The organism is Maribellus comscasis, assembly GCF_009762775.1.
In the GTDB taxonomy this organism is placed as follows: Bacteria; Bacteroidota; Bacteroidia; order Bacteroidales; family Prolixibacteraceae; genus Draconibacterium; species Draconibacterium comscasis.
This window is the reverse complement of record NZ_CP046401.1, coordinates 4,959,670-4,981,681: the sequence shown is the minus strand read 5'-3', so window position 1 is coordinate 4,981,681 and position 22,012 is coordinate 4,959,670. Positions and strand designations below refer to the sequence as shown.

The 22,012-nt window shown below is 38.8% G+C and carries 30 protein-coding genes; 1 reads left to right on the top strand and 29 read right to left on the bottom strand.

What is annotated here, in order from left to right:
• Positions 1–33: 33 nt before the first annotated feature.
• Genes GM418_RS19975 through GM418_RS19965 form a run of 3 tightly spaced genes read right to left on the bottom strand, consistent with a single transcriptional unit; the run spans position 34 to position 1,033 of the window.
• Positions 34–489, bottom strand: coding sequence for an NAD(P)-dependent oxidoreductase (locus GM418_RS19975; RefSeq protein WP_246222748.1), 456 nt, complete (start codon positions 487–489; stop codon positions 34–36).
• A gap of 38 nt (positions 490–527) precedes the next feature.
• The gene (locus GM418_RS19970) at positions 528–668 is read right to left on the bottom strand and encodes an NAD(P)H-binding protein (RefSeq protein ID WP_158869004.1); all 141 of its coding nucleotides are present in this window, start codon (positions 666–668) and stop codon (positions 528–530) included.
• The gene (locus GM418_RS19965; protein ID WP_158869003.1) at positions 665–1,033 is read right to left on the bottom strand and encodes a DoxX family protein; all 369 of its coding nucleotides are present in this window, start codon (positions 1,031–1,033) and stop codon (positions 665–667) included. The genes GM418_RS19970 and GM418_RS19965 overlap by 4 nt, the downstream gene beginning before the upstream one ends.
• Positions 1,034–1,153: 120 nt before the next feature.
• Between GM418_RS19965 and GM418_RS19960 the strand changes: the two genes are divergently transcribed.
• Entirely contained in the window at positions 1,154–1,498 is a 345-nt protein-coding gene (locus GM418_RS19960; RefSeq protein WP_158869002.1) for a winged helix-turn-helix transcriptional regulator, read from the top strand.
• Positions 1,499–1,713: 215 nt separating this feature from the next.
• On the opposite strand, the gene GM418_RS19955 is transcribed toward GM418_RS19960, so the two are convergent.
• From GM418_RS19955 to GM418_RS19830, 26 genes are all read right to left on the bottom strand, one after another.
• The gene (locus GM418_RS19955; protein WP_246222747.1) at positions 1,714–2,634 is read right to left on the bottom strand and encodes a patatin-like phospholipase family protein; all 921 of its coding nucleotides are present in this window, start codon (positions 2,632–2,634) and stop codon (positions 1,714–1,716) included.
• A gap of 82 nt (positions 2,635–2,716) precedes the next feature.
• Positions 2,717–3,526 carry a 1-acyl-sn-glycerol-3-phosphate acyltransferase gene (glsA, locus tag GM418_RS19950; protein WP_158869001.1) on the bottom strand — a complete coding sequence of 270 codons (810 nt, stop codon included), beginning with the start codon at positions 3,524–3,526 and terminating at the stop codon, positions 2,717–2,719.
• Between the two features lie 142 nt (positions 3,527–3,668).
• A complete protein-coding gene (locus GM418_RS19945; protein ID WP_158869000.1) occupies positions 3,669–4,256 on the bottom strand; it encodes a TetR/AcrR family transcriptional regulator in 588 nt (195 codons plus the stop codon).
• A gap of 85 nt (positions 4,257–4,341) precedes the next feature.
• A complete protein-coding gene (locus GM418_RS19940; RefSeq protein WP_158868999.1) occupies positions 4,342–5,982 on the bottom strand; it encodes a recombinase family protein in 1,641 nt (546 codons plus the stop codon).
• A gap of 23 nt (positions 5,983–6,005) precedes the next feature.
• Entirely contained in the window at positions 6,006–6,200 is a 195-nt protein-coding gene (locus tag GM418_RS19935) for a hypothetical protein (RefSeq protein ID WP_158868998.1), read from the bottom strand.
• A gap of 162 nt (positions 6,201–6,362) precedes the next feature.
• Positions 6,363–7,520 (bottom strand): cystathionine gamma-synthase, encoded by a 1,158-nt coding sequence (locus GM418_RS19930; protein ID WP_158868997.1) that lies wholly within the window; start codon positions 7,518–7,520, stop codon positions 6,363–6,365.
• Between the two features lie 23 nt (positions 7,521–7,543).
• The gene (locus GM418_RS19925) at positions 7,544–8,509 is read right to left on the bottom strand and encodes a PLP-dependent cysteine synthase family protein (RefSeq protein WP_158868996.1); all 966 of its coding nucleotides are present in this window, start codon (positions 8,507–8,509) and stop codon (positions 7,544–7,546) included.
• Between the two features lie 448 nt (positions 8,510–8,957).
• The gene (locus GM418_RS19920; RefSeq protein ID WP_158868995.1) at positions 8,958–9,389 is read right to left on the bottom strand and encodes a heavy-metal-associated domain-containing protein; all 432 of its coding nucleotides are present in this window, start codon (positions 9,387–9,389) and stop codon (positions 8,958–8,960) included.
• 21 nt (positions 9,390–9,410) lie between these two features.
• A complete protein-coding gene (locus GM418_RS19915; protein WP_158868994.1) occupies positions 9,411–9,800 on the bottom strand; it encodes a YHS domain-containing protein in 390 nt (129 codons plus the stop codon).
• A gap of 14 nt (positions 9,801–9,814) precedes the next feature.
• Entirely contained in the window at positions 9,815–10,810 is a 996-nt protein-coding gene (locus GM418_RS19910) for a dihydroorotate dehydrogenase-like protein (RefSeq protein ID WP_158868993.1), read from the bottom strand.
• 3 nt (positions 10,811–10,813) lie between these two features.
• Positions 10,814–12,340, bottom strand: coding sequence for an NADPH-dependent glutamate synthase (gene gltA / locus GM418_RS19905; protein ID WP_158872754.1), 1,527 nt, complete (start codon positions 12,338–12,340; stop codon positions 10,814–10,816).
• Positions 12,341–12,358: 18 nt separating this feature from the next.
• Positions 12,359–13,177 (bottom strand): sulfide/dihydroorotate dehydrogenase-like FAD/NAD-binding protein, encoded by an 819-nt coding sequence (locus tag GM418_RS19900; protein WP_158868992.1) that lies wholly within the window; start codon positions 13,175–13,177, stop codon positions 12,359–12,361.
• A gap of 1 nt (position 13,178) precedes the next feature.
• The gene (locus tag GM418_RS19895) at positions 13,179–13,475 is read right to left on the bottom strand and encodes a TRASH domain-containing protein (RefSeq protein ID WP_158868991.1); all 297 of its coding nucleotides are present in this window, start codon (positions 13,473–13,475) and stop codon (positions 13,179–13,181) included.
• Between the two features lie 168 nt (positions 13,476–13,643).
• The gene (locus GM418_RS19890) at positions 13,644–16,109 is read right to left on the bottom strand and encodes a copper-transporting P-type ATPase (RefSeq protein ID WP_158868990.1); all 2,466 of its coding nucleotides are present in this window, start codon (positions 16,107–16,109) and stop codon (positions 13,644–13,646) included.
• Between the two features lie 104 nt (positions 16,110–16,213).
• The gene (locus GM418_RS19885; protein ID WP_158868989.1) at positions 16,214–16,858 is read right to left on the bottom strand and encodes a methyltransferase family protein; all 645 of its coding nucleotides are present in this window, start codon (positions 16,856–16,858) and stop codon (positions 16,214–16,216) included.
• A 23-nt stretch (positions 16,859–16,881) separates the two neighbouring features.
• A complete protein-coding gene (locus tag GM418_RS19880; RefSeq protein WP_158868988.1) occupies positions 16,882–17,139 on the bottom strand; it encodes a DUF5676 family membrane protein in 258 nt (85 codons plus the stop codon).
• 23 nt (positions 17,140–17,162) lie between these two features.
• Positions 17,163–17,339: a DUF2933 domain-containing protein gene (locus tag GM418_RS19875; RefSeq protein WP_158868987.1), complete on the bottom strand. Its 177-nt coding sequence runs from the start codon at positions 17,337–17,339 to the stop codon at positions 17,163–17,165.
• A 123-nt stretch (positions 17,340–17,462) separates the two neighbouring features.
• The gene (locus tag GM418_RS19870) at positions 17,463–17,972 is read right to left on the bottom strand and encodes a hypothetical protein (RefSeq protein ID WP_158868986.1); all 510 of its coding nucleotides are present in this window, start codon (positions 17,970–17,972) and stop codon (positions 17,463–17,465) included.
• A 49-nt stretch (positions 17,973–18,021) separates the two neighbouring features.
• On the bottom strand, positions 18,022–18,270 hold the full coding sequence (locus GM418_RS19865) for a heavy metal-binding domain-containing protein (RefSeq protein ID WP_158868985.1): 249 nt from the start codon (positions 18,268–18,270) through the stop codon (positions 18,022–18,024).
• A gap of 116 nt (positions 18,271–18,386) precedes the next feature.
• Entirely contained in the window at positions 18,387–18,605 is a 219-nt protein-coding gene (locus GM418_RS19860; RefSeq protein ID WP_158868984.1) for a heavy metal-binding domain-containing protein, read from the bottom strand.
• Between the two features lie 69 nt (positions 18,606–18,674).
• Positions 18,675–18,884 (bottom strand): heavy metal-binding domain-containing protein, encoded by a 210-nt coding sequence (locus GM418_RS19855; RefSeq protein WP_158868983.1) that lies wholly within the window; start codon positions 18,882–18,884, stop codon positions 18,675–18,677.
• Positions 18,885–18,992: 108 nt separating this feature from the next.
• A complete protein-coding gene (locus GM418_RS19850) occupies positions 18,993–19,523 on the bottom strand; it encodes a helix-turn-helix domain-containing protein (RefSeq protein WP_246222746.1) in 531 nt (176 codons plus the stop codon).
• A 114-nt stretch (positions 19,524–19,637) separates the two neighbouring features.
• Positions 19,638–20,198: a helix-turn-helix domain-containing protein gene (locus GM418_RS19845; protein ID WP_158868981.1), complete on the bottom strand. Its 561-nt coding sequence runs from the start codon at positions 20,196–20,198 to the stop codon at positions 19,638–19,640.
• A 58-nt stretch (positions 20,199–20,256) separates the two neighbouring features.
• Entirely contained in the window at positions 20,257–20,703 is a 447-nt protein-coding gene (locus tag GM418_RS19840; RefSeq protein ID WP_158868980.1) for a heme-binding domain-containing protein, read from the bottom strand.
• Entirely contained in the window at positions 20,700–21,290 is a 591-nt protein-coding gene (locus GM418_RS19835) for a DUF3347 domain-containing protein (RefSeq protein WP_158868979.1), read from the bottom strand. The genes GM418_RS19840 and GM418_RS19835 overlap by 4 nt, the downstream gene beginning before the upstream one ends.
• 21 nt (positions 21,291–21,311) lie before the next feature.
• Positions 21,312–22,007 (bottom strand): DUF3347 domain-containing protein, encoded by a 696-nt coding sequence (locus GM418_RS19830; protein ID WP_158868978.1) that lies wholly within the window; start codon positions 22,005–22,007, stop codon positions 21,312–21,314.
• Positions 22,008–22,012 lie beyond the last annotated feature (5 nt).

Sequence of the window (22,012 nt, the reverse complement as noted above, 5' to 3'; positions counted from 1 at the left end):
GACAAACTCACTCAAAGTAAAAATGATTAATAATTAATTGCTTATAACAGGTGCCTTTTTCAAATAATTTTTATCGTTAATTTGTTTAATTAAAAAATCAGCCAAGTCTTCCCTTGAAAGCGAAAATACTTTAACATTATCGGTTCCTGTATAACCGATATTCAGTTTTCCTGTTCCTGGTTTTCTGCTCAGCATTGGTATGCGTACTAAAGTCCAATCTAACTGACTATTTGAAACGGCTTCTCCGGTTGCCACTATATCACAATAAGCATCTTTTGCTAAAGTTTTTATCATAAAAATGGCAAGCGAAAAGCTAAACTGAAATTTATCATTTGGGACTTTAAAACTTGGCGTTGCTGTTGCTATAAAACGTTTCACATCATTTCTTTCCATTGCCGAAATGATATTTTTTATACCTGTAGAAATATTCAATCCTTTCGTCTTTCCAGTTGGCCCCAAAACGCTGATAACCACATCAGCACCAATCATTGCTTTTTCAATTTGATTAATATCTGTAAGTTCCCCTTTTATGATTTTAAGATTTTATCTTGAAAGGATATTTTTGCCGGGTTGCGTGCGAAAGCAGTCACTCGATATTCGGCTTCCAAGGCTTTTTTAATAACAAGTATTCCTGTCTCGGCTGTTCCACCAAAGATTGTTAAATTCATTTCGAAACTTTTATTTTATTCAAATAGATGTTAGATACTATAAGCAATACCAGGAAAATGATAGGCATTGAAGACATAGAAACTGGGTCACCTGCATTTACATGTGCCCAGAATGCAGATATAAAAACAATTCCAAAACCGGCATAAGCCCATTCTTTTATTTTAATTGGAACTTGTGGTATAACAAGCGCCAAAACACCTAAGATTTTAAAGAATCCTAATTCTTTAACGAAGAAAGGCTGAAATCCAAGCCGGGCCATACCTTCTATTGCTTCTATACTTGTAAAGTAATTGAAGGCGCTAAATACCATCATCAAGCCAATAACGGATGTTGTTATCCAATAAACTACTTTTTTTGATTTCATTATGTTAATTTTTACTGTAATTTATTTTGAGAATTAATATTTTTTTATTCGACAAAGTTAAATATATTTACTATCTAATATATAGTAGTTACCTAAAGGTAAGCGATAAGAAAAAAGTTTATGAAAAAATCTGTTCACACTGATTGTTCCTCTGCAATGTTGCCAGTTAGAGACGCAATAGATGTTATTAGCGGAAAATGGAAGTTGTTGATTCTGATTTCAATCTCATCAGGGAATCATCGATTTACTGAAATACAAAAAAGCATTCCTAAAATCACGGCTAAAGTTTTATCCAATGAATTAAAAGATCTTGAACAAAATAAACTGATAGAAAGAAAAATTATTGAAGGCTATCCTGTGATGATAGAATACAATACGTCCTCTTATGCTGAAACACTGGGTGATGTTATTAAAGCTTTAAGAGATTGGGGAATAAATCACAGAAAAAAAATAACAGGAAAATAATTTGCACAAATTTCCTGAAAAACCAGAATTTAAAATTGACACAGTTACCGAAGGGTACAGCTTTAGAAAATGAATCTGATCCATCATTGGGAACGGTCAAGTGAGCATTAACATACAAACAGACTGTTAAGCAGTTACGATCTACTTCTTAAATAACTTTAGACCATTATAAGATGAATTGATAAAATCACCATAAGTATTAATGATAAAGTATTTTAATTATCGTTAATATTTTGGTATTGTTTTATACAGATTCTTGCAGCCTTCCTTCCTGCTTCTATCAACTCCTTTGCCTTGTAAAATTCAAACGTTCTTGCTGCATCAAAAGGAATATTTATCAATATATCAGGTTTGTTCAACTCTATAGATAATTTTGAAATCTGTTCAAGCATAGCAGAAGTTGTAAACTGAATCAGCGAATAGTACCCCTGGCTGTTTTTATTACCTGTTGGAATAAAGTCCTGTATTCTCTTTATAATATTATTTATGCTATTGTTTAGGATAACTATATTACTAATCGATGATTTTTGGGGAGCAAGATGTTTCTTAACGTCTTCTTCATACAACAATATATCCGGGTTATTGCTGTCATACAAATTAACAACAACTAAAATATCGCCTTCTGTTCTTTTTACTCGATTAGCTGGGATTGGATTAAGCAATCCACCATCAACAAGAATACTGTTTTCTGATATGACTGGTGTAATAATTGTGGGGATTGCAATAGATGCTCTCGCAGCCTTATAAAAACTACCTTTGGTAAATATAACTTCTTCTCTGTTTATTACATCGGTTGCAACTGCCGCATACGGAATATTCATATCTTCAATAAGAACATCCGGAATTATTGTATTCAATTTTCTAAAAACCTTTTCAGCCTTTAACAGACCATTCGTGCTTAAGGTGGGGTCCATCAAACTGTAAACATCCTTTTTTTGAAGTGTAGTAAGCCATTCTGTCAATTCATTTAATTTCCCCATAGCACAAAATCCACCAATTAATGAACCGATTGAAGTGCCACTAACTGATGTGATAATGAATCCCTGCTCTTCGAGTTCGTTAATTACACCAATGTGAGCTAAGCCTCTTGCTCCGCCACTTCCCAAAACCAATGCAACATTTTTTTTCATATCCATTACTATAATGTTTTATGCATTCCTGATATTTGAATCATAAATGTTTTTTCAATTTATGAATTAATTTCATAACGGTTTGTCACTAATTGTTTTTATGGGAATAAACTTCATTACGAATCTTTTGTGCCCAGTCCCAATGCGACATAGATGTTTCCAAATCACTGTATTGAATCATCTCACCAATTGTAACTTTAATTGTTTTTCCCCTTTTACGAAATAGTTCATGCGGAAGCAATATCAGTTCCAAATTGATTTTAATTTTTACTACTTGCCTGAGTAAAAATATGGAATAAAACAGATAAGAATTTCGTCCATAAAATCGCACCGGAATAATGTTTCTTTTATGTTGAATTGCTTTTGTAATAAAACTTTTATGCCAAAATTTATCTTGTATCTTTAGTTTATAAATTCTAGATACAAGCCCATAAGGGAAATGTGTTATTGGTGCATCAGAAGCAAAGACATTGTTTAATTCAACAAAGTATTTTTTAGGATTTTTCCCAAATACATTGACATTTGAGACTATTGGTCTTAAGTTTGGAACAAACATAAAAGCATCGTTTCCAATAGCTTTTAAATGTCCGTATTTTGTACCAACAATATTTGTAAGGATTAAACCGTCAAGCAGTCCGAAAGGGTGATTGGCAACAAAAAAGCATTTTCCATTTTCCGGTAAATTTTCCAGTCCTGCACATTCCACATTAATTTCCAACTCTTCAATTATTTTAGGCAGAAAGTCAACGCCCTCAAATCCTTCATATTTTTTTAGAATCCGGTTTATTTCCTCTTGTCTAACAATCCAGGCAATTATTCGAATAGAGAAATCAGGTAGTCTTTTCAGAAATTTCGAATTACTATTTTTTATAATATGTGATATATTGATATAATTCATTTTTTGATTTTTATGAAAAGCTTCTAAAACAACTCCTGATTATTATATTTAAAGCCTTGATATGAGTTTCATTATAGCTTTTAAGCACTTTTACGAACTTACATTGCCATGTGTTTGATTTTATGTCAGTATTAGGACAAATCTATCTTTTCTCAATTCCTTTTAATAAAACCTGAATCATGTAATCGAGATTTATATCACACTCACTACATTTAATATTGACCATTAAAAGTTCCTCAAGTCCTTTCAGTGCTGACACAATAACATAGGCAGTTTGCTCTTCATCCCTTTCTTCAAACTCACCATTTATTATACCATTTGATATTATCCCTTTTACTAATAAAATCTCTTCATCATCGAATTTCTTCCTGATTTTTCCTGCAAAATATTCATAATCCATATAGCCATTTTTTATCGCATCTGAGATGTAAGATAATTTCACAAGAATTTTCATTCGTGTAATAATGTAATTAGTCAATTTCAGTTTACCGTTTAATTCTGACATCGCAACTATCTCTAATTCTGTGCGTAATAATTGAAACTCTTTTTCAACAACTTTCAGAAATAACTCATTCTTATTTTTGAAATAATAGTGAACTGAACCTTTTGATCTGAATGCAGCGTTGGCAATATCATTAATTGAGGTTTTCTGAAATCCATATTTAGCAAATACCTGCATCGCAATTTTTAAAATAAGTTCTTTTGTATCCTTGGTATTATTTCTAAACATTTGACTAATTTTGTTTTTTAGTTCAAATGTAAATATAATTTACTAGATTGTTTTTACTTTTGTTCGCATTTTAAATTTGACAGTCTCATAAAGCTAAGATGTCTCCCAAAAGCTTTAGTTCTGCAATCAAATGGTTCGAATTTTGTACCGTAGGGTTCACCCAAGCGGGGATTTTATCAATTTTGATAGAATCCCCTTTTTTTTGTCCGTTCAAAACCCTTGCTAATTCAGGGATTGGTGAAAAAAAAGTATTAATTCTTGGGGTTCGAACCAGGTCAAATTCACGGTTATAGTAGATTCCTTCCGGAAACAACAAATTCTGAAATACCTTTTTACTGTTTAAATCACCGGAATCCCACAATAGAAAGGGATTCCTGCATATTTTCACTGCAAAATCTATCACTTTTTTGAGGTTCGAACTGTATCCGCTTGTCTTGTTAAGTTCTTGCTCAATTTCGAAACACTCCTTTTCATATTTCGGTCTGAATTTTTCATACAGGCTTCGGTCTATCTCGCCAACAACAAACCGTTCTTCAATGGCATTCAATTTTTTTCTTGTCTCTGTCAGTTTGGCTTTTAATGATGTGGCATTCTCCATTTGGGATTTAAAAAATACCGACATCTGTTCTTCCAATTGCACCTTAATAATATCAACCTCTTCTTTCCCAATCTGAAAAGTTTTTAACACATTCCGAAATAATTCATGCATCCCCTTGGCACTCCGGTTGACTCTGCAACCTTTAGTCCTGCACTTGTAATAATATATTCCCTTCTTTTTCGCCAAATAGCCAGTCATAGTCTGGCCACATTTATCACATTTCGTGAATACTTTTAAGGGTAGGTTTTCATTATCCCTATCGTGGACAAAACCCTGAGTTCTTTTTTCTTGCCGAATATTATGAACTGCCAAAAACAATTCCTTTGAAATTAATGATTCGTGCCTACCCTCGATCACCTGCCCCGGAAGCATTTTGCTAGTTATAAGGCCACAGTAAAACGGATTTAAAAACAGGTTAATCAGTCTCTTTTCCGATATTTCTACCCCCAATCGTTTTAAGCGCCTGCCAATTTCAACGTTAGGTAGTTGGAGATAAGCTTTCCATTCAAAAGCCTTTTTGAGAATTTTACCTTCTTCGTTAACAACCAATTTGCGCTCAGTTGCCCTCCCTTTGTTCAAATCCTTATATCCACGTGGAGGAGCCCACACCCAATAGCCTTTCGTTAACAATTCACGCATACCGGTGACCACTTTGTCCCTTCGCAATTCATTATCCATCTGGCCAAACAAGAATAATATTTTTTGCTGAAAAGAGCCGGAAGGAGTTGTGGGGTCAAGTTCTTGTGAGGTAGCAAGAGTAATTACACCGTATTTTTTAAGTAAATCGTCGGCGATTGATGCTCCGGAGATACCTGAACGGGAAAAACGTTCATAGGAATAAACAATTACGTAATTGACATTTTTTGAACGTTTTACAAAGGTCAACATCCGATTGAATTCTTTACGGTCGTCTGTTTTAGCTGATTCAAATGTTCCACCAAAGTAACCAACTATATTCAATCCTCTTTTTTGGGCATACTTTTCACAGTATCTTTTTTGTGAAGCCAAACTTGTATTATCTTCCTGATCGGCTGATGATACACGGGTATATATTACTGCATTATTCCCTTCCTGAAATTGTTTTGGAGCTTGCGGAGCAAATTGTTTAAACTGACTTAAATCACTCATGTAGACAATTTAGTAAAAAATATCTATTCCGATTTATTTTTAAAAATAAATGTTTTCAAGATCAGGAGGGCAATCGTTTCTGTATTTTTCATAAGTTTTTCGTAGTCTTCCAATGACAAATCTTTGAATTTTGGAATACTTCGGATTTTTTCAAATGGTAATCGCTTCTTGACCCGTTCTGTTGCTTCCTCAATATTTTTGTTTTCTCTTTCCTCCATAGATCATATTAAGACTGGTATTTAAGAATGCTGATTTTTATCTCTACCAGTCAAACAAACCTATGAAAAACCCTAATTCACTAGTTAATAGAAGTTAAAGTGTCTAAATATGTCTCTATTTGTCCACATTAATAAAACAAACAAACACAAACATTGCCCGAACTATCGAAGTTCCTTTTCAAAATAATCTAAACTTTGCGCCAGGTCTTCAATTAAATCTTCTACATTTTCAATTCCTGCTGAAAGCCGGACCAAATCATTTGAAACCCCAATAGCGTTCCGCTTTTTTTCGGGGATGGAGCCGTGTGTCATTGCGGCAGGGTAACAAATTAAAGATTCGACCCCGCCCAGGCTTTCGGCAAGCGATATAATTTTTAAATTCTTTAAAAAGTAGTTAACAGATTTTTCATCCCCGTTTTTTAATTTAAAAGAAACCATACCTCCAAAACCGTTCATTTGTTGTTTGGCGAGGAGATGAAAACGGTCAGATGATAATCCTGGATAATAAACCTGTGTAACTGATGGATGGTTTTCAAGAAATTCAGCAATTTTATGAGCGTTTTCTTCATGTTGTTTCATTCTTACCGAAAGGGTTTTTAGTCCCCTGAGCGCCAGCCAACTGTCGAATGCACCGGGAATTGCGCCAACGGCATTTTGCAGGAATTTTAACCGGTCGTGCCATGCTTCATCATTGACGATTAACGCGCCGCCCACAATATCGGAATGGCCCCCGATATATTTTGTGGTGCTGTGCACAACAAGGTCGGCACCTAAAGCCAAAGGTTGTTGAAAATAAGGTGAAGCGAAAGTGTTGTCAACTACAACTTTTATGTTTTTACCGTGTGCAATTGCCGACACCGCTGAAATGTCAGCAATCCGTAAGAGTGGATTGGTAGGCGATTCAATCCAGAACAATTTGGTTTCCGCTGTTATTGCATTTTCAAAATCACGGACGCTGCCACCCACATAACTAAACCGGAGTCCAAAGGGCTTAAAAACCTGTTCAAACAAGCGGTAAGTGCCACCATACATATCTTCCGCAGCTATTACATGGTCGCCTGGCTTTAACGTTGAAAGTACCGCATGTTCAGCCGCCAGGCCCGATGAAAACGCAAGCCCAAAACGGCCATCTTCAAGGGCTGCAAGGCATTCTTCCAATGCCTGCCGCGTGGGGTTTCCGGTACGGGAATATTCGAATCCCTTGTGCACATTTAGTTCATCTTGTTTGTAAGTGGAAGTTTGGTAAATTGGCACCACTACTGCGCCGGTGGCTTTGTCGGCTCTTTGTCCGGCATGGATTGTTTTTGTTGAAAATTTCATGTTAACTGTTTTAATTTATGTAATCAATTTTTAAATCCTTTTTCATGCATCCAGGCATCGTCGTACATTTTTGTAAGGTATTTATTGCCGCTGTCGCAAACAAATGTTACCACGTTTTTCGGGTGTTTTTGCTCCCGGCAATATTTTAATGCCGCAGCAATAAGAGTTCCCGATGAAGAACCAGCAAGGATTCCTTCTTTGCGCAGCACCGTCCGTGCTGTTGAAAAACTTTCAGTGTCGCTAATGGTATAGGCTTTTTTTGCCAATGAAAAATCGGCAATGGAAGGAATAAAATCCTCTCCAATCCCCTCTACCAGCCACGACCCGGCTTCGCCAAAAGTTCCTTTTTCGATAAAATCTTTTATTACAGAACCCTTAGGATCGGCAACTATCATTTCGATATCAGGCTTAACTTTCTGAAAAAAATGGGTTAAACCGGTGAGTGTGCCCGATGAACCGATTCCACAAACCACGGCATCAATCTTGCCATCAAGCTGTTTTAAAATTTCCGGGCCGGTTGTTGTTTCATGGGCAAGCGGGTTTGCCGGGTTTCCAAACTGGTTGATATAAAAAGCATTTGGCGTTTCATTGGCGATACGCCTGGCCATATCCTGGTAGTATTCCGGGTGGCCTTTATTCACATCCGAGCGCGTTATAATAACCTCGGTGCCCATTGCTTTCAGGTGCAAAATCTTTTCACGGCTCATTTTGTCAGGTATTACAAGTACCAGTTTGTAGCCTTTTATCGCCGCAACCAACGCCAGGCCCAAACCCGTGTTCCCGGCAGTGGCTTCTACCAAAACCGAGCTGGGTTTAATTAAACCTGATTTTTCAGCTTCCGTTATCATGGAAAGCCCGATCCGGTCTTTGATTGAACCGCCCGGGTTGGCGCTTTCGAGTTTTAAATACAGGTTGCAAACGCCTGTATCCATCTGATTTACTCTAACCATCGGGGTATTCCCGATTAAATCCAATACTGTGTTGTTCATAATTTTTTGATTTTTTTGAATAAAAAAAGCCCTTCACGAATCGTGAAAGGCCCCATTTTTTAATATAAAGATTTTTATTACACAGATATATGGTTACCACCTTCCACATGTTTTAAAAACAGGCAGCAACAACAACTGTTAGTAATGTTTTTTATGGACAGCGTTTTATTCATTTTTAAATTTTTGTTTACGCTTTTTATGTGGATAGAAAACAAACATATAAAAAAATTACTATAAAGCATCGGGTTCAAAAAATATTATTTCGGCTTAGGTGCTTTTCATTACAAACCATACTCCGAAAGCAAAACTTTGTTTTGGTCGATTGTTGGAAGGACCAATTCAATAAAATCGGTTTCTACAACCGGAATGGATTCGATATCGGCTTTTAAAAGTTCAATCCAGGTTGTTTCTTTCTCATAGTTCTTTAAATTTCATATTTTAAATGGTATTATTTATCGCAAGTTGTTTCTCCGCAGCACGAACCTGGTTTTGAATTACTTTGTTGATTGGGTTCAATTTTCATTTCATGGTTCATTTTATTTCTGTTCTCATTGCGCTGATATTGGCAGCAGTCGGGCAATTCAGCATATTTTTTATCGTTAGCGCTGAACAATTCTGTGTCGTGCCCTACCATGGCAATTGAGGTCTGAATTTGTTGGGTACTTGTTTTTTGGTCGTCGTAGGTTACTTCCAGGTTTTTGGTTTCCTGGTCCCAGTCGGCTTTTGAAACACCTTCGACCGATTTTGCAGCTTTTTCGATACGTTTTTCACACATACCGCAGTTACCGTTTACTTCAATTTTTTCTGTTTTTTCGCCGGCGAACGCCGTGAATGTCCCCAGAGCGAACATTACTACTAAACTTAATACTTTTGGTTTCATCTTGTTAAATTTTTAAAATGTTTATAAAATCATTAATAACATCATTCCAACCATTGCTGCAGCTCCCAGCCCCCACATCATCCCATAATTATTTCGGTGATTGTTTATATTATTATTGGCGATATAGTTTTCCGGGGCTTGCATAAACTCGTTTAAACAATCTGATGAGTGGAAATAATAGGTAGTACCACCATATTCATAAGAAAGGTCTTCTGAAACCTGTTCAATTAGGTTACCGCATACCGGATCCGCATAACTGATTTCGTTTGGGTGATTTTGGTATTGATACTGGGTTGGGGATAAATGCCCAATCCCCATGGTCATGCACGATGACATGAAAAATGTTATGGCCAAAAAAGAAACAATCTTTAACCCTGAATTTCTACCTTTTTTTAATTTACTTTTTTTCATAAAAATAATTTTTATCAATCAAACAATTTTCCATAATATCTCATAAACTGCATTCGTTCAAAAACTTCAGGATTTTTGACATTCTTGTTGCTCATCATCCCTTTTATTTGGCTAACCGAATTAAATCCCTTTTTTTCTATCCATTTGTCCATTTCGTTTAGTAAAACGCTTAAATGGTCAATGCCATTTTTATATAATATCGAAACTACCTGAACAGCATCTGCCCCGGCAAGGATTTGTTTCAAAGCTGTTTTGCCGGAATGAACCCCTCCAGATGCTGCAATATTGCACCCAATTTTGTCCGTAATAAGGGCAATCCAACGCAATGGTTTCGTAAAATCACCGGGCGAACTGTATATGTCGGAAGATATGACGCTCAGTTTGTCGAGGTCAAAATCAACTGAAAAAAATCGATTGAACAAGACAATGCCCTGTACACCCTTTTCGCTAATCTCCTGAATGGTATGCCCCAGGTTGGTATAATTGCTGCTGAGTTTTACCGATACAGGAATTGAAACTGTTTTCAAAATTTTCTTCACAATTTGGACGGACTTTTTTTCTACATCCATTATTTTAAACCCGGTAGGATTGAAAAACAGGTTCAACTCCAACGCATCGGCCCCGGCTTCCTGAATTTTCATCGCAAAGTCGGTCCACTCGGTATCTGTTACACAGTTAATGCTGGCAATAACCGGCATCAAAACTTCTTTTTTTATTTCCCTGATAAACTGGAGGTAATTTTCAAGCTCCTCATTGCGGGTATGGATATCCAAATAATCGTAAGTTTCGGAATACTCGTAATACAGGAGTTTGTCTTTTGATGCATCCCGGGCTTTTTTGTGAAGGGAAAGCAAAATTTCCTCCTCGAAAACGGATTTTAAAACGATGGCTCCGGCGCCGTTCTTTTCCATCAGTTTTACATTTTCAAGTGAGGTAGTTAAGCCACAACTGCCCACGATAAGCGGACTTTTGAGGTTCATCCCAAGATAGTTTGTTGATAAATCTGCCATACCTTATTTTTTATTTTGATTGTTATCCTGTTTGCTCGCTGTTGTTTTTGACTTCATAATGTTTTGTAGGTAATTGTGGATATTTTGGGCGGCTTTTCGGCCATCACCCATTGCCAGAATCACGGTAGCGCCGCCACGTACAATATCTCCACCGGCAAACAAGCCGGGAACACTGGATTGCATGGTATCGGGGCTCACAGTAATAGTTTTCCATTTAGATGTTTCCAATTGTGGCAGGCTCATCGGAATAAGCGGGTTAGGGGAAACGCCAATACTCACAATCACTAAATCAACTTCCAGAAAATATTCTGAACCTTCCACCGGGACAGGCCTGCGCCTTCCTGATTGGTCGGGTTCGCCCAGTTGCATCTTCTGAAGCTTCATTTTATTTACCCTGCTGTTTTTATCGGCAAGGTATTCTAACGGGTTGTTGAGCACCAGGAATTCAATGCCTTCCTCTTTTGCATGTTGAATTTCTTCATTTCTGGCGGGCATTTCTTCCAGCGACCTCCTGTAAACAATCATGGCTTTTTCGGCCCCAAGTCGTTTAGCGGTCCTAACCGAATCCATTGCCGTGTTTCCACCGCCAATAACCGCCACGTTTTTTCCTTTCAGAACAGGGGTATCAAAATCAACTTTTGTTGCCCCCATTAAATTTACACGTGTCAGGTATTCGTTGGCAGATAAAACACCGATGTAATTCTCCCCGGGGATATTCATAAACATGGGGAGTCCCGCACCACTGCCAACAAAAAAAGCGGAGTATCCTTCTTCTCGCAGGTCTTTGAAATCGGCTGTTTTTCCCACAATAAAATTTTTCTCGAAGTTCACCCCCAGTTTTTTGAGGTTGTCAATTTCAAAATCAACTATTTCATTGGGCAGCCTGAATTCGGGTATCCCGTATTTTAATACCCCGCCAAGTTCATGGAGCGCCTCGAAAACGGTAACCTGGTAACCCAGCTTTGCCAGCTCACCGGCAGCAGCCAGCCCCGATGGCCCGGAACCAATAATGGCCACTTTCCCGTCCCTTTTTACAGCTATTTCGGGTATGAATGCTTTTCCTGAATTCCGTGCACGGTCAGCCGCAAAACGCTCAAGGTGGCCAATGGCAATGGGCGGTTTTTTTAATTTAGTCTGGTAAAAACAAGCGGCCTCGCATTGGATTTCCTGTGGACAAACGCGCCCGCAAACCGCAGGCAAAGCATTGGTATCTTTTAGTACCCTAATGGCATTGTCGTAATCTTGTGCTTCAATTGATTTAATGAAACCCGGAATGTTAATGCTGACGGGGCATCCTTCGATACAGGTCGGGTTTACACAGTCGAGGCAACGTTGTGCCTCGGTAACAGCCTGTTCTTCGGTGAGCCCCGAATTCACTTCCACATAACTTTTAATTCTGGACAAGGGGTCAGCTTCGGGCATTTTTACCCTGTTAATGGCAATCCTCTCTTTCGTTTTCAACTTTTTCCGCAAGTCCAAACGCCATTCCTCATTTCGGCCGCTATATGTTCCTAAATCATTTTCCGCCATCACATTGTACAAATAATTTTAAATCAATAACTTTTTATATGCCCCGGCTTCTTCGTTTTTGTATGAACCCAGTCGCATCAATAACTCGTCAAAATCAACATCACGGGCATTGAATTCAGGCCCGTCCACACAAACAAATTTTGTGCGCCCGCCAACCGACACCCTGCATGCCCCGCACATGCCGGTGCCATCAACCATAATTGTATTAAGGCTGGCCAAAGTGGGGATATTATATTTATGTGTGAGCATACTGGCGTATTTCATCATTATTGCCGGGCCAATTACGATTGCCTGGTCAATTTTTTCTTTTGCTATGACCATTTCCATCCCATCGGTTACCAAACCTTTTTGGCCGTAACTTCCATCGTCGGTCATAACGAATACCTCGTCAGAAAAGGCTGAGATTTCCTTTTCAAGTATCAGCAGTTCTTTGTCGCGGGCAGCCAAAACCGAAACCACCCGGTTCCCGGCCTTGTACATGGCTTCAACAATAGGAAGCAATGGCGCGATGCCCACACCGCCACCGGCACAAAGTACAGTTCCTGCCCTGGAAATGTGGGTTGCATTGCCAAGAGGGCCAACAATATCGGTCACTTCGTCCCCCGTTTCAAGTTTTGATAATTTGTAGCTGGTTACCCCCACAACCTGCACAACAAGCGTTATTGCGCCATTCGATGTATTTGCCTGGGAAATGGTGAGCGGGATGCGTTCGCCGTTACTCCCAATCCTGACAATCACAAAATGCCCTGCTTTGCGTTTTTTCGCAATTCGTGGCGCTTCAATTTCCAGTTGGACAACCTTTTCCGACAGATATTTTTTTGAAATTATTTTTGGCATGTTATAATTTTTCCCTTTCAAGGTTAAATTTTGTAGCATTATCTTTCGTCTTAAAATACAACACAGTGCCAATATTTTTCGGGTTTTGTTTTATTATGGCTGTTGCTTTATCTAATTTCTTATTTGAAAAAGGATCCGTTGCAAAACGAAGAATATTACTATTACTAATCAGTTTCGCCCTGCACCTTGAACAACAAACCCAATATGTTTTATTATCAATTTTCACAAGATTCAATTTTTCAAATTTTATTTCATTACTCACTGAACAGACACTTTGAAAGGCGATTTCCTGATTCATTAAATTCTTTAAAACTTTTTGATTTTCAATTTCTTTAAAAATCGGAATGGAAAGAAAAACCAAGATTACCAAAAGAAAAACGAGCAATGTAGCATTCAATCCCCTTTTTTCGTTCTTACTCCAAAGTGCCTCATTATTCTGTATATTCTTATTTCTCACCATTTTTCATTATTTTCTCCTTAACCGTAATGCATTTGTAATTACCGAAACTGAACTAAAACTCATCGCTGCTGCTGCAATAATCGGACTGAGTAATATCCCGAAAAACGGGAACAGGATTCCGGCTGCAACCGGAACTCCCAGTGCGTTATAAACAAAAGCAAAAAACAGGTTCTGTTTAATATTGCGCATCACTTTGTGGCTCAGTTCGCGGGCGCGCACAATTCCGTCCAAATCGCCTTTTACCAGTGTCACTTCAGCGCTCTGCATGGCAATATCAGTTCCGGTTCCCATCGCAATTCCAATATTGGCTTGTTCCAGCGCGGGGGCATCGTTAATGCCGTCGCCTGCCATTGCCACTTTCTGGCCTTGCGCCTGCAATTCTTTTACTTTTTTGAATTTGTCATCGGGCAGGCAATCAGCCTGGTAGCCATCCAGTTTCAATTCTTCGGCCACCGCTTTGGCCGTAAATTTATTGTCACCGGTAAGCATGTGTACTTTTACGCCCATTTTTTGCAGTTCGCGAATGGCTTTTGCCGAAGTCTTTTTAATGGTATCGGCAACACTTACTATTCCTTCAATCTGGTTGTTAATTAAAAGGTACATTACAGTTTGACCTGTTAGTTGCCAGACTTTTACAATGTCTTCATGGTCTTTGGTGAGTGTGGTACCGAATTCCTCAACAAGCCGGTTATTTCCCAGTCCAACCGTTTTCCCGTCAATAATCCCTTTTACACCTTTACCGGTTACTGCCTCAAATTTTTCCACCTTCAGCAGTTGAATACTTTTTTCTTTTGCACCTTTTACAATTGCCTCTGCAACCGGATGTTCACTTTGCGCATCTACGGAAGCGGCAATTCTCAGGATTTCCCTGTCAGCCAGTTTTCCAAATGAATGAAATTTTTTTAGCGCCGGTTTGCCCTCGGTTATGGTACCTGTTTTATCGATAATCAATGTATCGACTTTATTCATTTCTTCGATGGCGCGTGCATCTTTTACCAGCACGCCCGATTGCGCCATCCGGCCCGAACCAACCATAATTGACATTGGCGTAGCTAAGCCCAACGCGCACGGGCAGGCAATAATCAACACAGCCACTGCATTTACAAAAGCATAAACATAAGCGGGCTCAGGCCCCCATGCTGCCCACACCACAAAGGTGATTACAGCAATACCGATAACTATCTGCACAAAGTATTTTGCAACCACATCGGCCAGCTTTTGAATAGGTGCGCGGGACCGGCTGGCCTGGTTCACCATTTCAATAATCTGGGCAAGCAAGGTATCTTCGCCCACTTTTTCGGCTTTCATTTCAAAAGAGGTGTTCCCGTTGATGGTACCTCCGGTAACTTTATTATTTTTTGATTTATCCACCGGAATGGGTTCGCCGGTAATCATGCTTTCATCCACCACGGCATCTCCGTTAGTAACTGCTCCATCGACCGGGATTTTTTCACCGGGGCGCACCCGCAGAATGTCTCCCTCGTGAACTTCCTCGAGTGGGATTTCTGTTTCCTCTCCGTTGCGTATTACCCGTGCCACGGGTGGCACCAAATTCAGCAGCGCCTTTATGGCCGAATTGGTTTTGCTGTGTGCGCGGAGTTCCAGCACCTGACCCAGTAAAACCAGGGTGAGAATAACTGCCGCCGCCTCAAAATAAAGATGGACATTTCCAGCAGCATCTTTAAACTGACCGGGGAAAGCGCTTGGAATAAGCAGCGCAAAAACGCTGAAAAGGTAAGCCGCCCCAACGCCAATCGATATTAAGGTCCACATGTTTGGCATCCACCGCACGATGGAACTCCAACCGCGTTTGAAAAACTCCCAACTGCTGTAAAAAACAACCGGGGTTGCCAGTGCAAATTCAACCCATCCCCAAACCTTTTTTGGTGCGATTTCTTCCAATTTCAGAAACGGGAAAAATTCCGACATGGCAATAATAAAAACCGGGATACTTAACACAAGTGCCACCCAGAATTTTTTCGCCATTTTTTTGTATGCTTTTTCCTCTTCACTGGTTTCTTCTCCCTGCTCCGGGACCAAATCCATCCCGCATTTTGGGCAGCTTCCGGGGTGGTCTTGTTTTACCTCCGGGTGCATCGGGCAGATGTAAATGGTTTTTGCACCACTTGTTGGCCGTCTTTCTTCTTTAATCAGGTGCATCCCGCAAACCGGGCAATCACCAGGCTGGCCGTATGTTTTGTCGCCTTCGCAGTGCATGGGGCAGTAATATACACCTTCTCCTGATTCCGGTGTCTTTTTATGCTGATGGTGTTCATGTTGGTGCCGGTGCCGACTGGTTTTTTGAGTCTGTTCATTAACCGGAACCAGGTGCATATTACACACCGGGCAGTCACCGGGGGCATCATATGTTTTATCGCCCTCGCATTTCATGGGGCAAACATATTTGGTTACACCACCATTTTTTTCAATGTGATTATGATTGACTTTTTGACCAGCGCTTTTATTGTTCATTTTCATGTTATTTTTTATTCAACATATTTAAATTCCTGCCCCTGTTTTATGGGATTGTCTTTATTAATGGCAACTATAACTCAATACTTCACTTATTCTGAAACTCAACCGGAGTTTTCAATAAACTGTTTCCATTTCCCTTTTACGGGTAGAAACATCGGTACATGTCTTCGGTATTCAAGGTATTCTTCCCCAAACTTTTCAATTACCTTTTTCTCTTCCTTACGGGCAAGCCTTACATATACCAGTACTATAAAAGGAAACAGTGCTATGGAAAATAATGTTGGCCAGTGTACAATGCCTTCTCCGAATAGTGCAATAAACAAACCTGTATATTGGGGGTGCCGCACCAGGCTGTACAATCCTCCCGTAGCGAGCCGATTTTCTTTATGTGCGCGGTAGAGTTCGCGCCAGCCTTGCAGAAAAATACCAAAACCTGTAAAAAGCAGGAAATAGCCTGCAATCATTGAAATCATCATGCCCGTTTCGCCAAGCCCCACCAATGTTGACCAAAGATTTGCATTTAGGTAACCGCGGTCTAATCCAAAAAACCGAACAAGCAGGTAAATGGTAAGCGGGAAACCATACATCTCAGCGTACAAAGCAATAATGAACGCCTGTATTAACCCGGCACCCGTCCATTCCCGCCACGTTTTTGGGGTAAGATAACGGTATAAAAACCAGGACGCAATAACGATAACAATCAAAGCAATCGCCCATGCCCCTGAGTGTTCAATTCCTCTTTCCATAATAATTCTTTAATTAAACGCGTTTATTTATTCCACCTTTTATAAAAGAAATTATAGATGGGTACATAAACCAAACCGGCATAAACACCATACAGAAAACTTTCCAGCAACCCCAGAAGGAAACCCCACCAGGTTAGCCATTTAAAAGCCGGCAATACAGATTCGAGGAATGTATGCATATGAAGACTATCGGGTGTTACAAGCCCATAAATGATACAAACAATAAAACTTACGGCGGTAAAAGTTCCTAATGACCAGGTTACAATTTTTATTTTTAGCATAATATATCTCCTTTCTTTTAGTATTAATGATGATGAGGAACCGACCCGTCTGAACTTTTCTGTTCCTGTTTTTTGTCCCTGTTATCTTCGCGGCTTTCATGATTTGCGTGTCCGCCATGTCCTCCGTGGCCAAACATGTGCATAGCAACAAATGCTATTGCAAATACTATCCAAAGCCAATTTTCTGCCAACCATTCCATAATAATTTCCTTTATTAATTGTAATATCCAGGATTAAATGAAAGTCCACCGGATGAGTGTTTTACTAACAACTCACCCGGTGGCTGTTTTCATTCATAGTTACCTCCTTTCTGAATTTAATGTTTATTCATGATGCTCCTCATGCCCCTGCTGGTCAACAGGCTCTTCCATTTTGTTTATCTGGCTATTTTCGCCCTTCATTCCGTTCATTTTTTTCATGCATGTTTTCATCATTTCAGGGTTTTGAGCCATCATTTCAGCCATGTTGTGCATCTTAGAATTTGCATTGCATTCTTCCATCATAGCTGTTTTCATTTCAGGGTTGTCTTTCATCATCCCCATACTGTTGGCATGGTCCCCAATTTGATGGTTGCATTTCGTTTCCGCCATTCCTTTTTTTGCATTCATTCCTCCATTATGAAGGTTACCGTTTTGCATCATCATGGTGGCGTGTTCGTTCCCCTTCATCATTTCCATAAATTCCAACATGAGCTCATGGTCGTTCATAATATTGTTAAAAATTTCTGACCGGGTTTCCGGGTTGTCCATTATTCTGGCCACCTTTTTACTTTGTGCTGTACTGCTCAAAGCAAAAAATAAAAACATTGAAAATATAATTGATATTGATTTCATGATATGTAATTTTTAAGTGATTAAATATGATTTATTATACGTGATTATCTTAGCAGCACCCATGGTTGTGGTTATGATGGTCATGCGAACTTTTACTATTCTCCACCGGCACCAGTTTCATGTTGCAGTCCGGGCAATTGCCGGGGGCATTGTAGGTTTTTTCGCCTTCGCATTTCATAGGGCATTGATACCGGGTTTGAGGCCCGGCAACAAACCTGTTCCCGGAATTTTGGGCAACTGTTTCTACACGCTCTTTATTCCGTGCTGTTCCTGTAAAAAAATCTCTTAGTGTTTTCATGATATTTAAATTCTAATGTTTAACTATTTCAAAGATACAATACGCAGTTATTTAATATGTTACAGTATTTATTAAAAGATTTATATGATTTTTTGTTCTGCTTTTTTAAATCAAAATCAAACATTACAACGAAAACGTACAATTGACTCTTCAATATCATTTGCCGACACCAGTTTCATGTTACATTCCGGGCAATTTCCAGGGGCATCATAAGTTTTATCCCCTTCGCATTTCATCGGGCAAAAATACTGGGGTTGCGATTGGCTTTTTTTCCATACCGAAGACGAACTATTACCGGTTCCTTTCCCTCTAAAAAAACTTATCAGACTTTTCATGTTGTAAAGTTTTATGATTTAACTCAAATAATTTTTGTAAAAACCACGTATGTGAGCTCCTTGTATCACCTAATAAAAAATATATCCCCCATTCACAGGAATCATCTCCATTTTAGAATCCGGGCAGAGCCCTGGTTCATCGTAAACCTCTTCTCCGTGGCATTTCATGGGGCACTGGTATTTTACATCTGATTCCGGAGTATTTTTTCCGGTATTTTGGGCCGTTGTCCCCATTCCTTCATTTTTTCTTTCTGTTGTAAAATCCTTTCGTGTTTTCATGATATGTAATTTTTTAGTGTTCAACTATTTCAAAGATACAATCATCAGGTATTTAATATGTTACATAATTCGCTGAATGATTTATATGATTTTAACTTTTTGATGTGTTTATTTTTCGTTGTAACATTGCTTTATTGTTTTTTTGAAACGAGTTGGTGAAATACCCGTAGTTTTTTTAAACTGGCCCGAAAAATGAGGGACGCTGCTGTACCCCAACTCCCAGGCTATTTCAGCTAATTCTTTTTCATCACAAAGGAGCATTACCTGGGCCCGTTCAATTTTTAGTTTAATAAGGTATTTCTCAATAGTAATACCCTGGTCTGATGAAAAAAGCGAACTTATATAGGCATAATTTAAATCTATCTTCATTTTAAGAAAATCAGACAACTTTAGTTTTGATTGCCTGCCTTCTGTATATGCATATTCTTCAATACTGGTTTTTATTTTATTTATTAGTTGGCTTTTATGAACGTCAATGATTTCCAACCCTGCCTTTTTAAGCCTTTTATTTACTGCATCCAGCTTAAATGGAGTTATCTTGTCCTCCACAACAACATAGCCTATCTTTACATCTTCCACTTTAATCCCGGCTTCTTCAAAAATTTGAGAAACCACCAGGATACATGTTTTGCAGACCATATTTCTAATTTTAATTCTCATAACCCAACATCTCAAAATATCTGTTGTAAAGATAAAAGCTACTATCCTTTAAAGTGTTACACTTTTTTAAAGTTGATTTACATAGTTTTTAAATTATACATCGTTTATCGATTTGCGGTTTTGTTCCCCCAGCTTTTTGAAATACGATGTAGTAAACCCTGTTACTTTCTTAAACTGCCCGGAAAGATGGGCCACGCTGCTGTATCCCATTTCAAAGGCAATCTCGCTCAATGTTTTTTCATCGTAAACAAGCAATTCTTTTACCCGTTCTATTTTCAGGCTAATCATGTATTTTTCGATGGTGGTGCCTTCAACTGACGAAAAAAGCGAACTCAGATAGGGGTAATCCAGGTTGAGTTTGTCAGTAAGGTATTCCGAAAAATTCATTTTGCTTTCGCCGGAATGGTGGTAAACATAATCAACTGTGATGTTTTTTATTGATTCGATTAACCTGCCCTTTGAATCGTTGATAATTTCAAACCCCAACTCTTTCAGGTTTTTGTCCACTTGTTCGAGTTTGTAGGGCGCAACCTCTTTAGTGGTTTTTACTTTGCCCAACTGTATGTTTTTAACTTCTATTCCTGCACGTTCAAAAATTTGCGAAACCACCAGAACGCAGCGTTGGCAGACCATATTTTTAATGTTAATATCCATGAGTTCTTTTTTATTTTTATTCAATTCATAACCTTTTATAGCACGTAAATTGCCCGTATCATTCGATTAATGTTTTTAAATAATCAACGAGTCTTTTTTTACTATTTTCGGACAAGCGGGCTTCACGATGGATGAATGTGTAAGAAGCCAAAGGCATTTCACCATCTTCAATCTGGCTTATCATTGATTTTAATTTGCTTTGTTGCATTCGGGCTGAATAATCCCCGAATTCACTAAAATTTAAATCCTCTTTGCCCTTATTGATATGATTTTCCAAATACCACCCAACCGGCTGCACCCTGCTGTACCAGGGATAATTTGTATTGTTGCTGTGGCAATTATAGCAAGACACAGCCAGGATACTCTTTACATCTTCCGGAACATTGTAGGTTTTTACAAAGTCTGTTGGCGGCACGGTTGTGCTTTGATTGGTTCTGGTGGGTATGAATTGCAAACCCACCAGAACTGCCAATACTCCAATACCTATCCATTTCAACCATTTCATTTCACAGTAATGTTTTGTTGTACGCTACCGCATTTCAACATTTTACTACCAAAAAACGGATTTTTAATTTCACTGGACGCACTTAGCCACGAACCACCTTCGTTGTTGTTATACATGGGACAAAAAATTTGGTATAAATCTCTATCAGTACCCGTAATAATTACCAGGTCTTTAACATCTGTACTCAACATTTCAAAATGTTCCCTTTGATGCTCGATGTTCCCGTCGTTTTCAGAAATATGTTCTGCATGTTCTCTGGCAACTTCAATAATCTCGCCCAGTTCCTTTTGTTCTGATTTTGGTTGGGCTGATATGTCAAATTCTTCAAAAGCTTCGAACAACATTTTTCCCGAGTTTGCTGCTTTTTTGCTGTTATCGGCTACCAATGCATCTTTTAATGCCAGGTAATTGTCGATAATGGCAGATGCCGATTTAGAACGTTCTACCTCAACGTTTGACTGCTCCATGGATTTGTTTGCCATTTTTGAGTGACTTTCCGTTGAGTGTCCCATATTAGAATGGTCGTGTTGTGCATTTGCCCCCCAACTTACTAAAGCCAGGATAAGCATAATCATTGTTTTTTTCATGATAATTTCATTTTAAATTCATTATAACTCTTCTTTTATTTCACCACATGTTGGCATTTTGTCTCCAAAATAGGGGTTTTGTATTGTTTTGCTTTCGGCAATCCAGTACGCTCCTTTTCCGTCGAAAGCCATTGGGCAATAAACTGCGAATAAATTACCTTCTTTTAACCCGAAGCTTTTAATGGTGCAGTACATAATTTCGGAGAGGTGGCTGAAATAGGAACGTTTCTCTTCCAGACCGTTTACATGTTGCATTTCCTGTAGTTTGTCTGTATATAAACCGATATGGTCTTTCCAGGCATCCAGCCCTTCACCATCCAGTTTTTCAGGTTTAACTACTTTAATCTTGTCGAGCATTAAATTGATTGCCTTGTTTGTTGCAGCCACATCACCGTTCACCAGCGCATTTTTCATAAGCAGGTAGGCATCAATTACTTCTTCCAGTTCTGCCTGTGTTTGCTTGTTTACCGGGTAAACCTCATCGAGTATCACAATATTCTTATGCGCAAAATTTTCAGCAAGATTATTGTGTTGTTCGTGTTCTACCCCGGTTGAAACGCCCTGCTCAGTCCTATCCGACATTGAACCATGTTCGGATGGCATGAGCCTTGGTGATTCCTTTTTTTCTTTATTATTGCCTCCTCCGCATGAAGTTAGAATCAATGCAATAATGAAGGAAGTAATAACCGATATTAGAATACTTTTTTTTGTTTTCATAATTC

Excerpts from the sequence above, each read along its gene's own strand:
- GM418_RS19965 (WP_158869003.1), bottom strand. The coding sequence starts at position 1,033 with ATGAAATCAAAAAAAGTAGTTTATTGGATAACAACATCCGTTATTGGC.
- GM418_RS19890 (WP_158868990.1), bottom strand. The coding sequence starts at position 16,109 with ATGAACAATAAAAGCGCTGGTCAAAAAGTCAATCATAATCACATTGAA.
- GM418_RS19930 (WP_158868997.1), bottom strand. The coding sequence starts at position 7,520 with ATGAAATTTTCAACAAAAACAATCCATGCCGGACAAAGAGCCGACAAA.
- GM418_RS19845 (WP_158868981.1), bottom strand. The coding sequence starts at position 20,198 with ATGGATATTAACATTAAAAATATGGTCTGCCAACGCTGCGTTCTGGTG.
- GM418_RS19855 (WP_158868983.1), bottom strand. The coding sequence starts at position 18,884 with ATGAAAACACGAAAGGATTTTACAACAGAAAGAAAAAATGAAGGAATG.
- GM418_RS19875 (WP_158868987.1), bottom strand. The coding sequence starts at position 17,339 with ATGGAATGGTTGGCAGAAAATTGGCTTTGGATAGTATTTGCAATAGCA.
- GM418_RS19925 (WP_158868996.1), bottom strand. The coding sequence starts at position 8,509 with ATGAACAACACAGTATTGGATTTAATCGGGAATACCCCGATGGTTAGA.
- GM418_RS19885 (WP_158868989.1), bottom strand. The coding sequence starts at position 16,858 with ATGGAAAGAGGAATTGAACACTCAGGGGCATGGGCGATTGCTTTGATT.
- GM418_RS19940 (WP_158868999.1), bottom strand. The coding sequence starts at position 5,982 with ATGAGTGATTTAAGTCAGTTTAAACAATTTGCTCCGCAAGCTCCAAAA.
- GM418_RS19880 (WP_158868988.1), bottom strand. The coding sequence starts at position 17,139 with ATGCTAAAAATAAAAATTGTAACCTGGTCATTAGGAACTTTTACCGCC.
- GM418_RS19920 (WP_158868995.1), bottom strand. The coding sequence starts at position 9,389 with ATGAAACCAAAAGTATTAAGTTTAGTAGTAATGTTCGCTCTGGGGACA.
- glsA (WP_158869001.1), bottom strand. The coding sequence starts at position 3,526 with ATGAATTATATCAATATATCACATATTATAAAAAATAGTAATTCGAAA.
- GM418_RS19860 (WP_158868984.1), bottom strand. The coding sequence starts at position 18,605 with ATGAAAAGTCTGATAAGTTTTTTTAGAGGGAAAGGAACCGGTAATAGT.
- GM418_RS19910 (WP_158868993.1), bottom strand. The coding sequence starts at position 10,810 with ATGGCAGATTTATCAACAAACTATCTTGGGATGAACCTCAAAAGTCCG.
- gltA (WP_158872754.1), bottom strand. The coding sequence starts at position 12,340 with ATGGCGGAAAATGATTTAGGAACATATAGCGGCCGAAATGAGGAATGG.
- GM418_RS19960 (WP_158869002.1), top strand. The coding sequence starts at position 1,154 with ATGAAAAAATCTGTTCACACTGATTGTTCCTCTGCAATGTTGCCAGTT.
- GM418_RS19955 (WP_246222747.1), bottom strand. The coding sequence starts at position 2,634 with ATGGATATGAAAAAAAATGTTGCATTGGTTTTGGGAAGTGGCGGAGCA.
- GM418_RS19840 (WP_158868980.1), bottom strand. The coding sequence starts at position 20,703 with ATGAAATGGTTGAAATGGATAGGTATTGGAGTATTGGCAGTTCTGGTG.
- GM418_RS19870 (WP_158868986.1), bottom strand. The coding sequence starts at position 17,972 with ATGAAATCAATATCAATTATATTTTCAATGTTTTTATTTTTTGCTTTG.
- GM418_RS19975 (WP_246222748.1), bottom strand. The coding sequence starts at position 489 with ATGATTGGTGCTGATGTGGTTATCAGCGTTTTGGGGCCAACTGGAAAG.
- GM418_RS19865 (WP_158868985.1), bottom strand. The coding sequence starts at position 18,270 with ATGAAAACACTAAGAGATTTTTTTACAGGAACAGCACGGAATAAAGAG.
- GM418_RS19835 (WP_158868979.1), bottom strand. The coding sequence starts at position 21,290 with ATGAAAAAAACAATGATTATGCTTATCCTGGCTTTAGTAAGTTGGGGG.
- GM418_RS19900 (WP_158868992.1), bottom strand. The coding sequence starts at position 13,177 with ATGCCAAAAATAATTTCAAAAAAATATCTGTCGGAAAAGGTTGTCCAA.
- GM418_RS19830 (WP_158868978.1), bottom strand. The coding sequence starts at position 22,007 with ATGAAAACAAAAAAAAGTATTCTAATATCGGTTATTACTTCCTTCATT.
- GM418_RS19945 (WP_158869000.1), bottom strand. The coding sequence starts at position 4,256 with ATGTTTAGAAATAATACCAAGGATACAAAAGAACTTATTTTAAAAATT.
- GM418_RS19850 (WP_246222746.1), bottom strand. The coding sequence starts at position 19,523 with ATGGTCTGCAAAACATGTATCCTGGTGGTTTCTCAAATTTTTGAAGAA.
- GM418_RS19970 (WP_158869004.1), bottom strand. The coding sequence starts at position 668 with ATGAATTTAACAATCTTTGGTGGAACAGCCGAGACAGGAATACTTGTT.
- GM418_RS19935 (WP_158868998.1), bottom strand. The coding sequence starts at position 6,200 with ATGGAGGAAAGAGAAAACAAAAATATTGAGGAAGCAACAGAACGGGTC.
- GM418_RS19915 (WP_158868994.1), bottom strand. The coding sequence starts at position 9,800 with ATGAAAAAAAGTAAATTAAAAAAAGGTAGAAATTCAGGGTTAAAGATT.
- GM418_RS19895 (WP_158868991.1), bottom strand. The coding sequence starts at position 13,475 with ATGAATCAGGAAATCGCCTTTCAAAGTGTCTGTTCAGTGAGTAATGAA.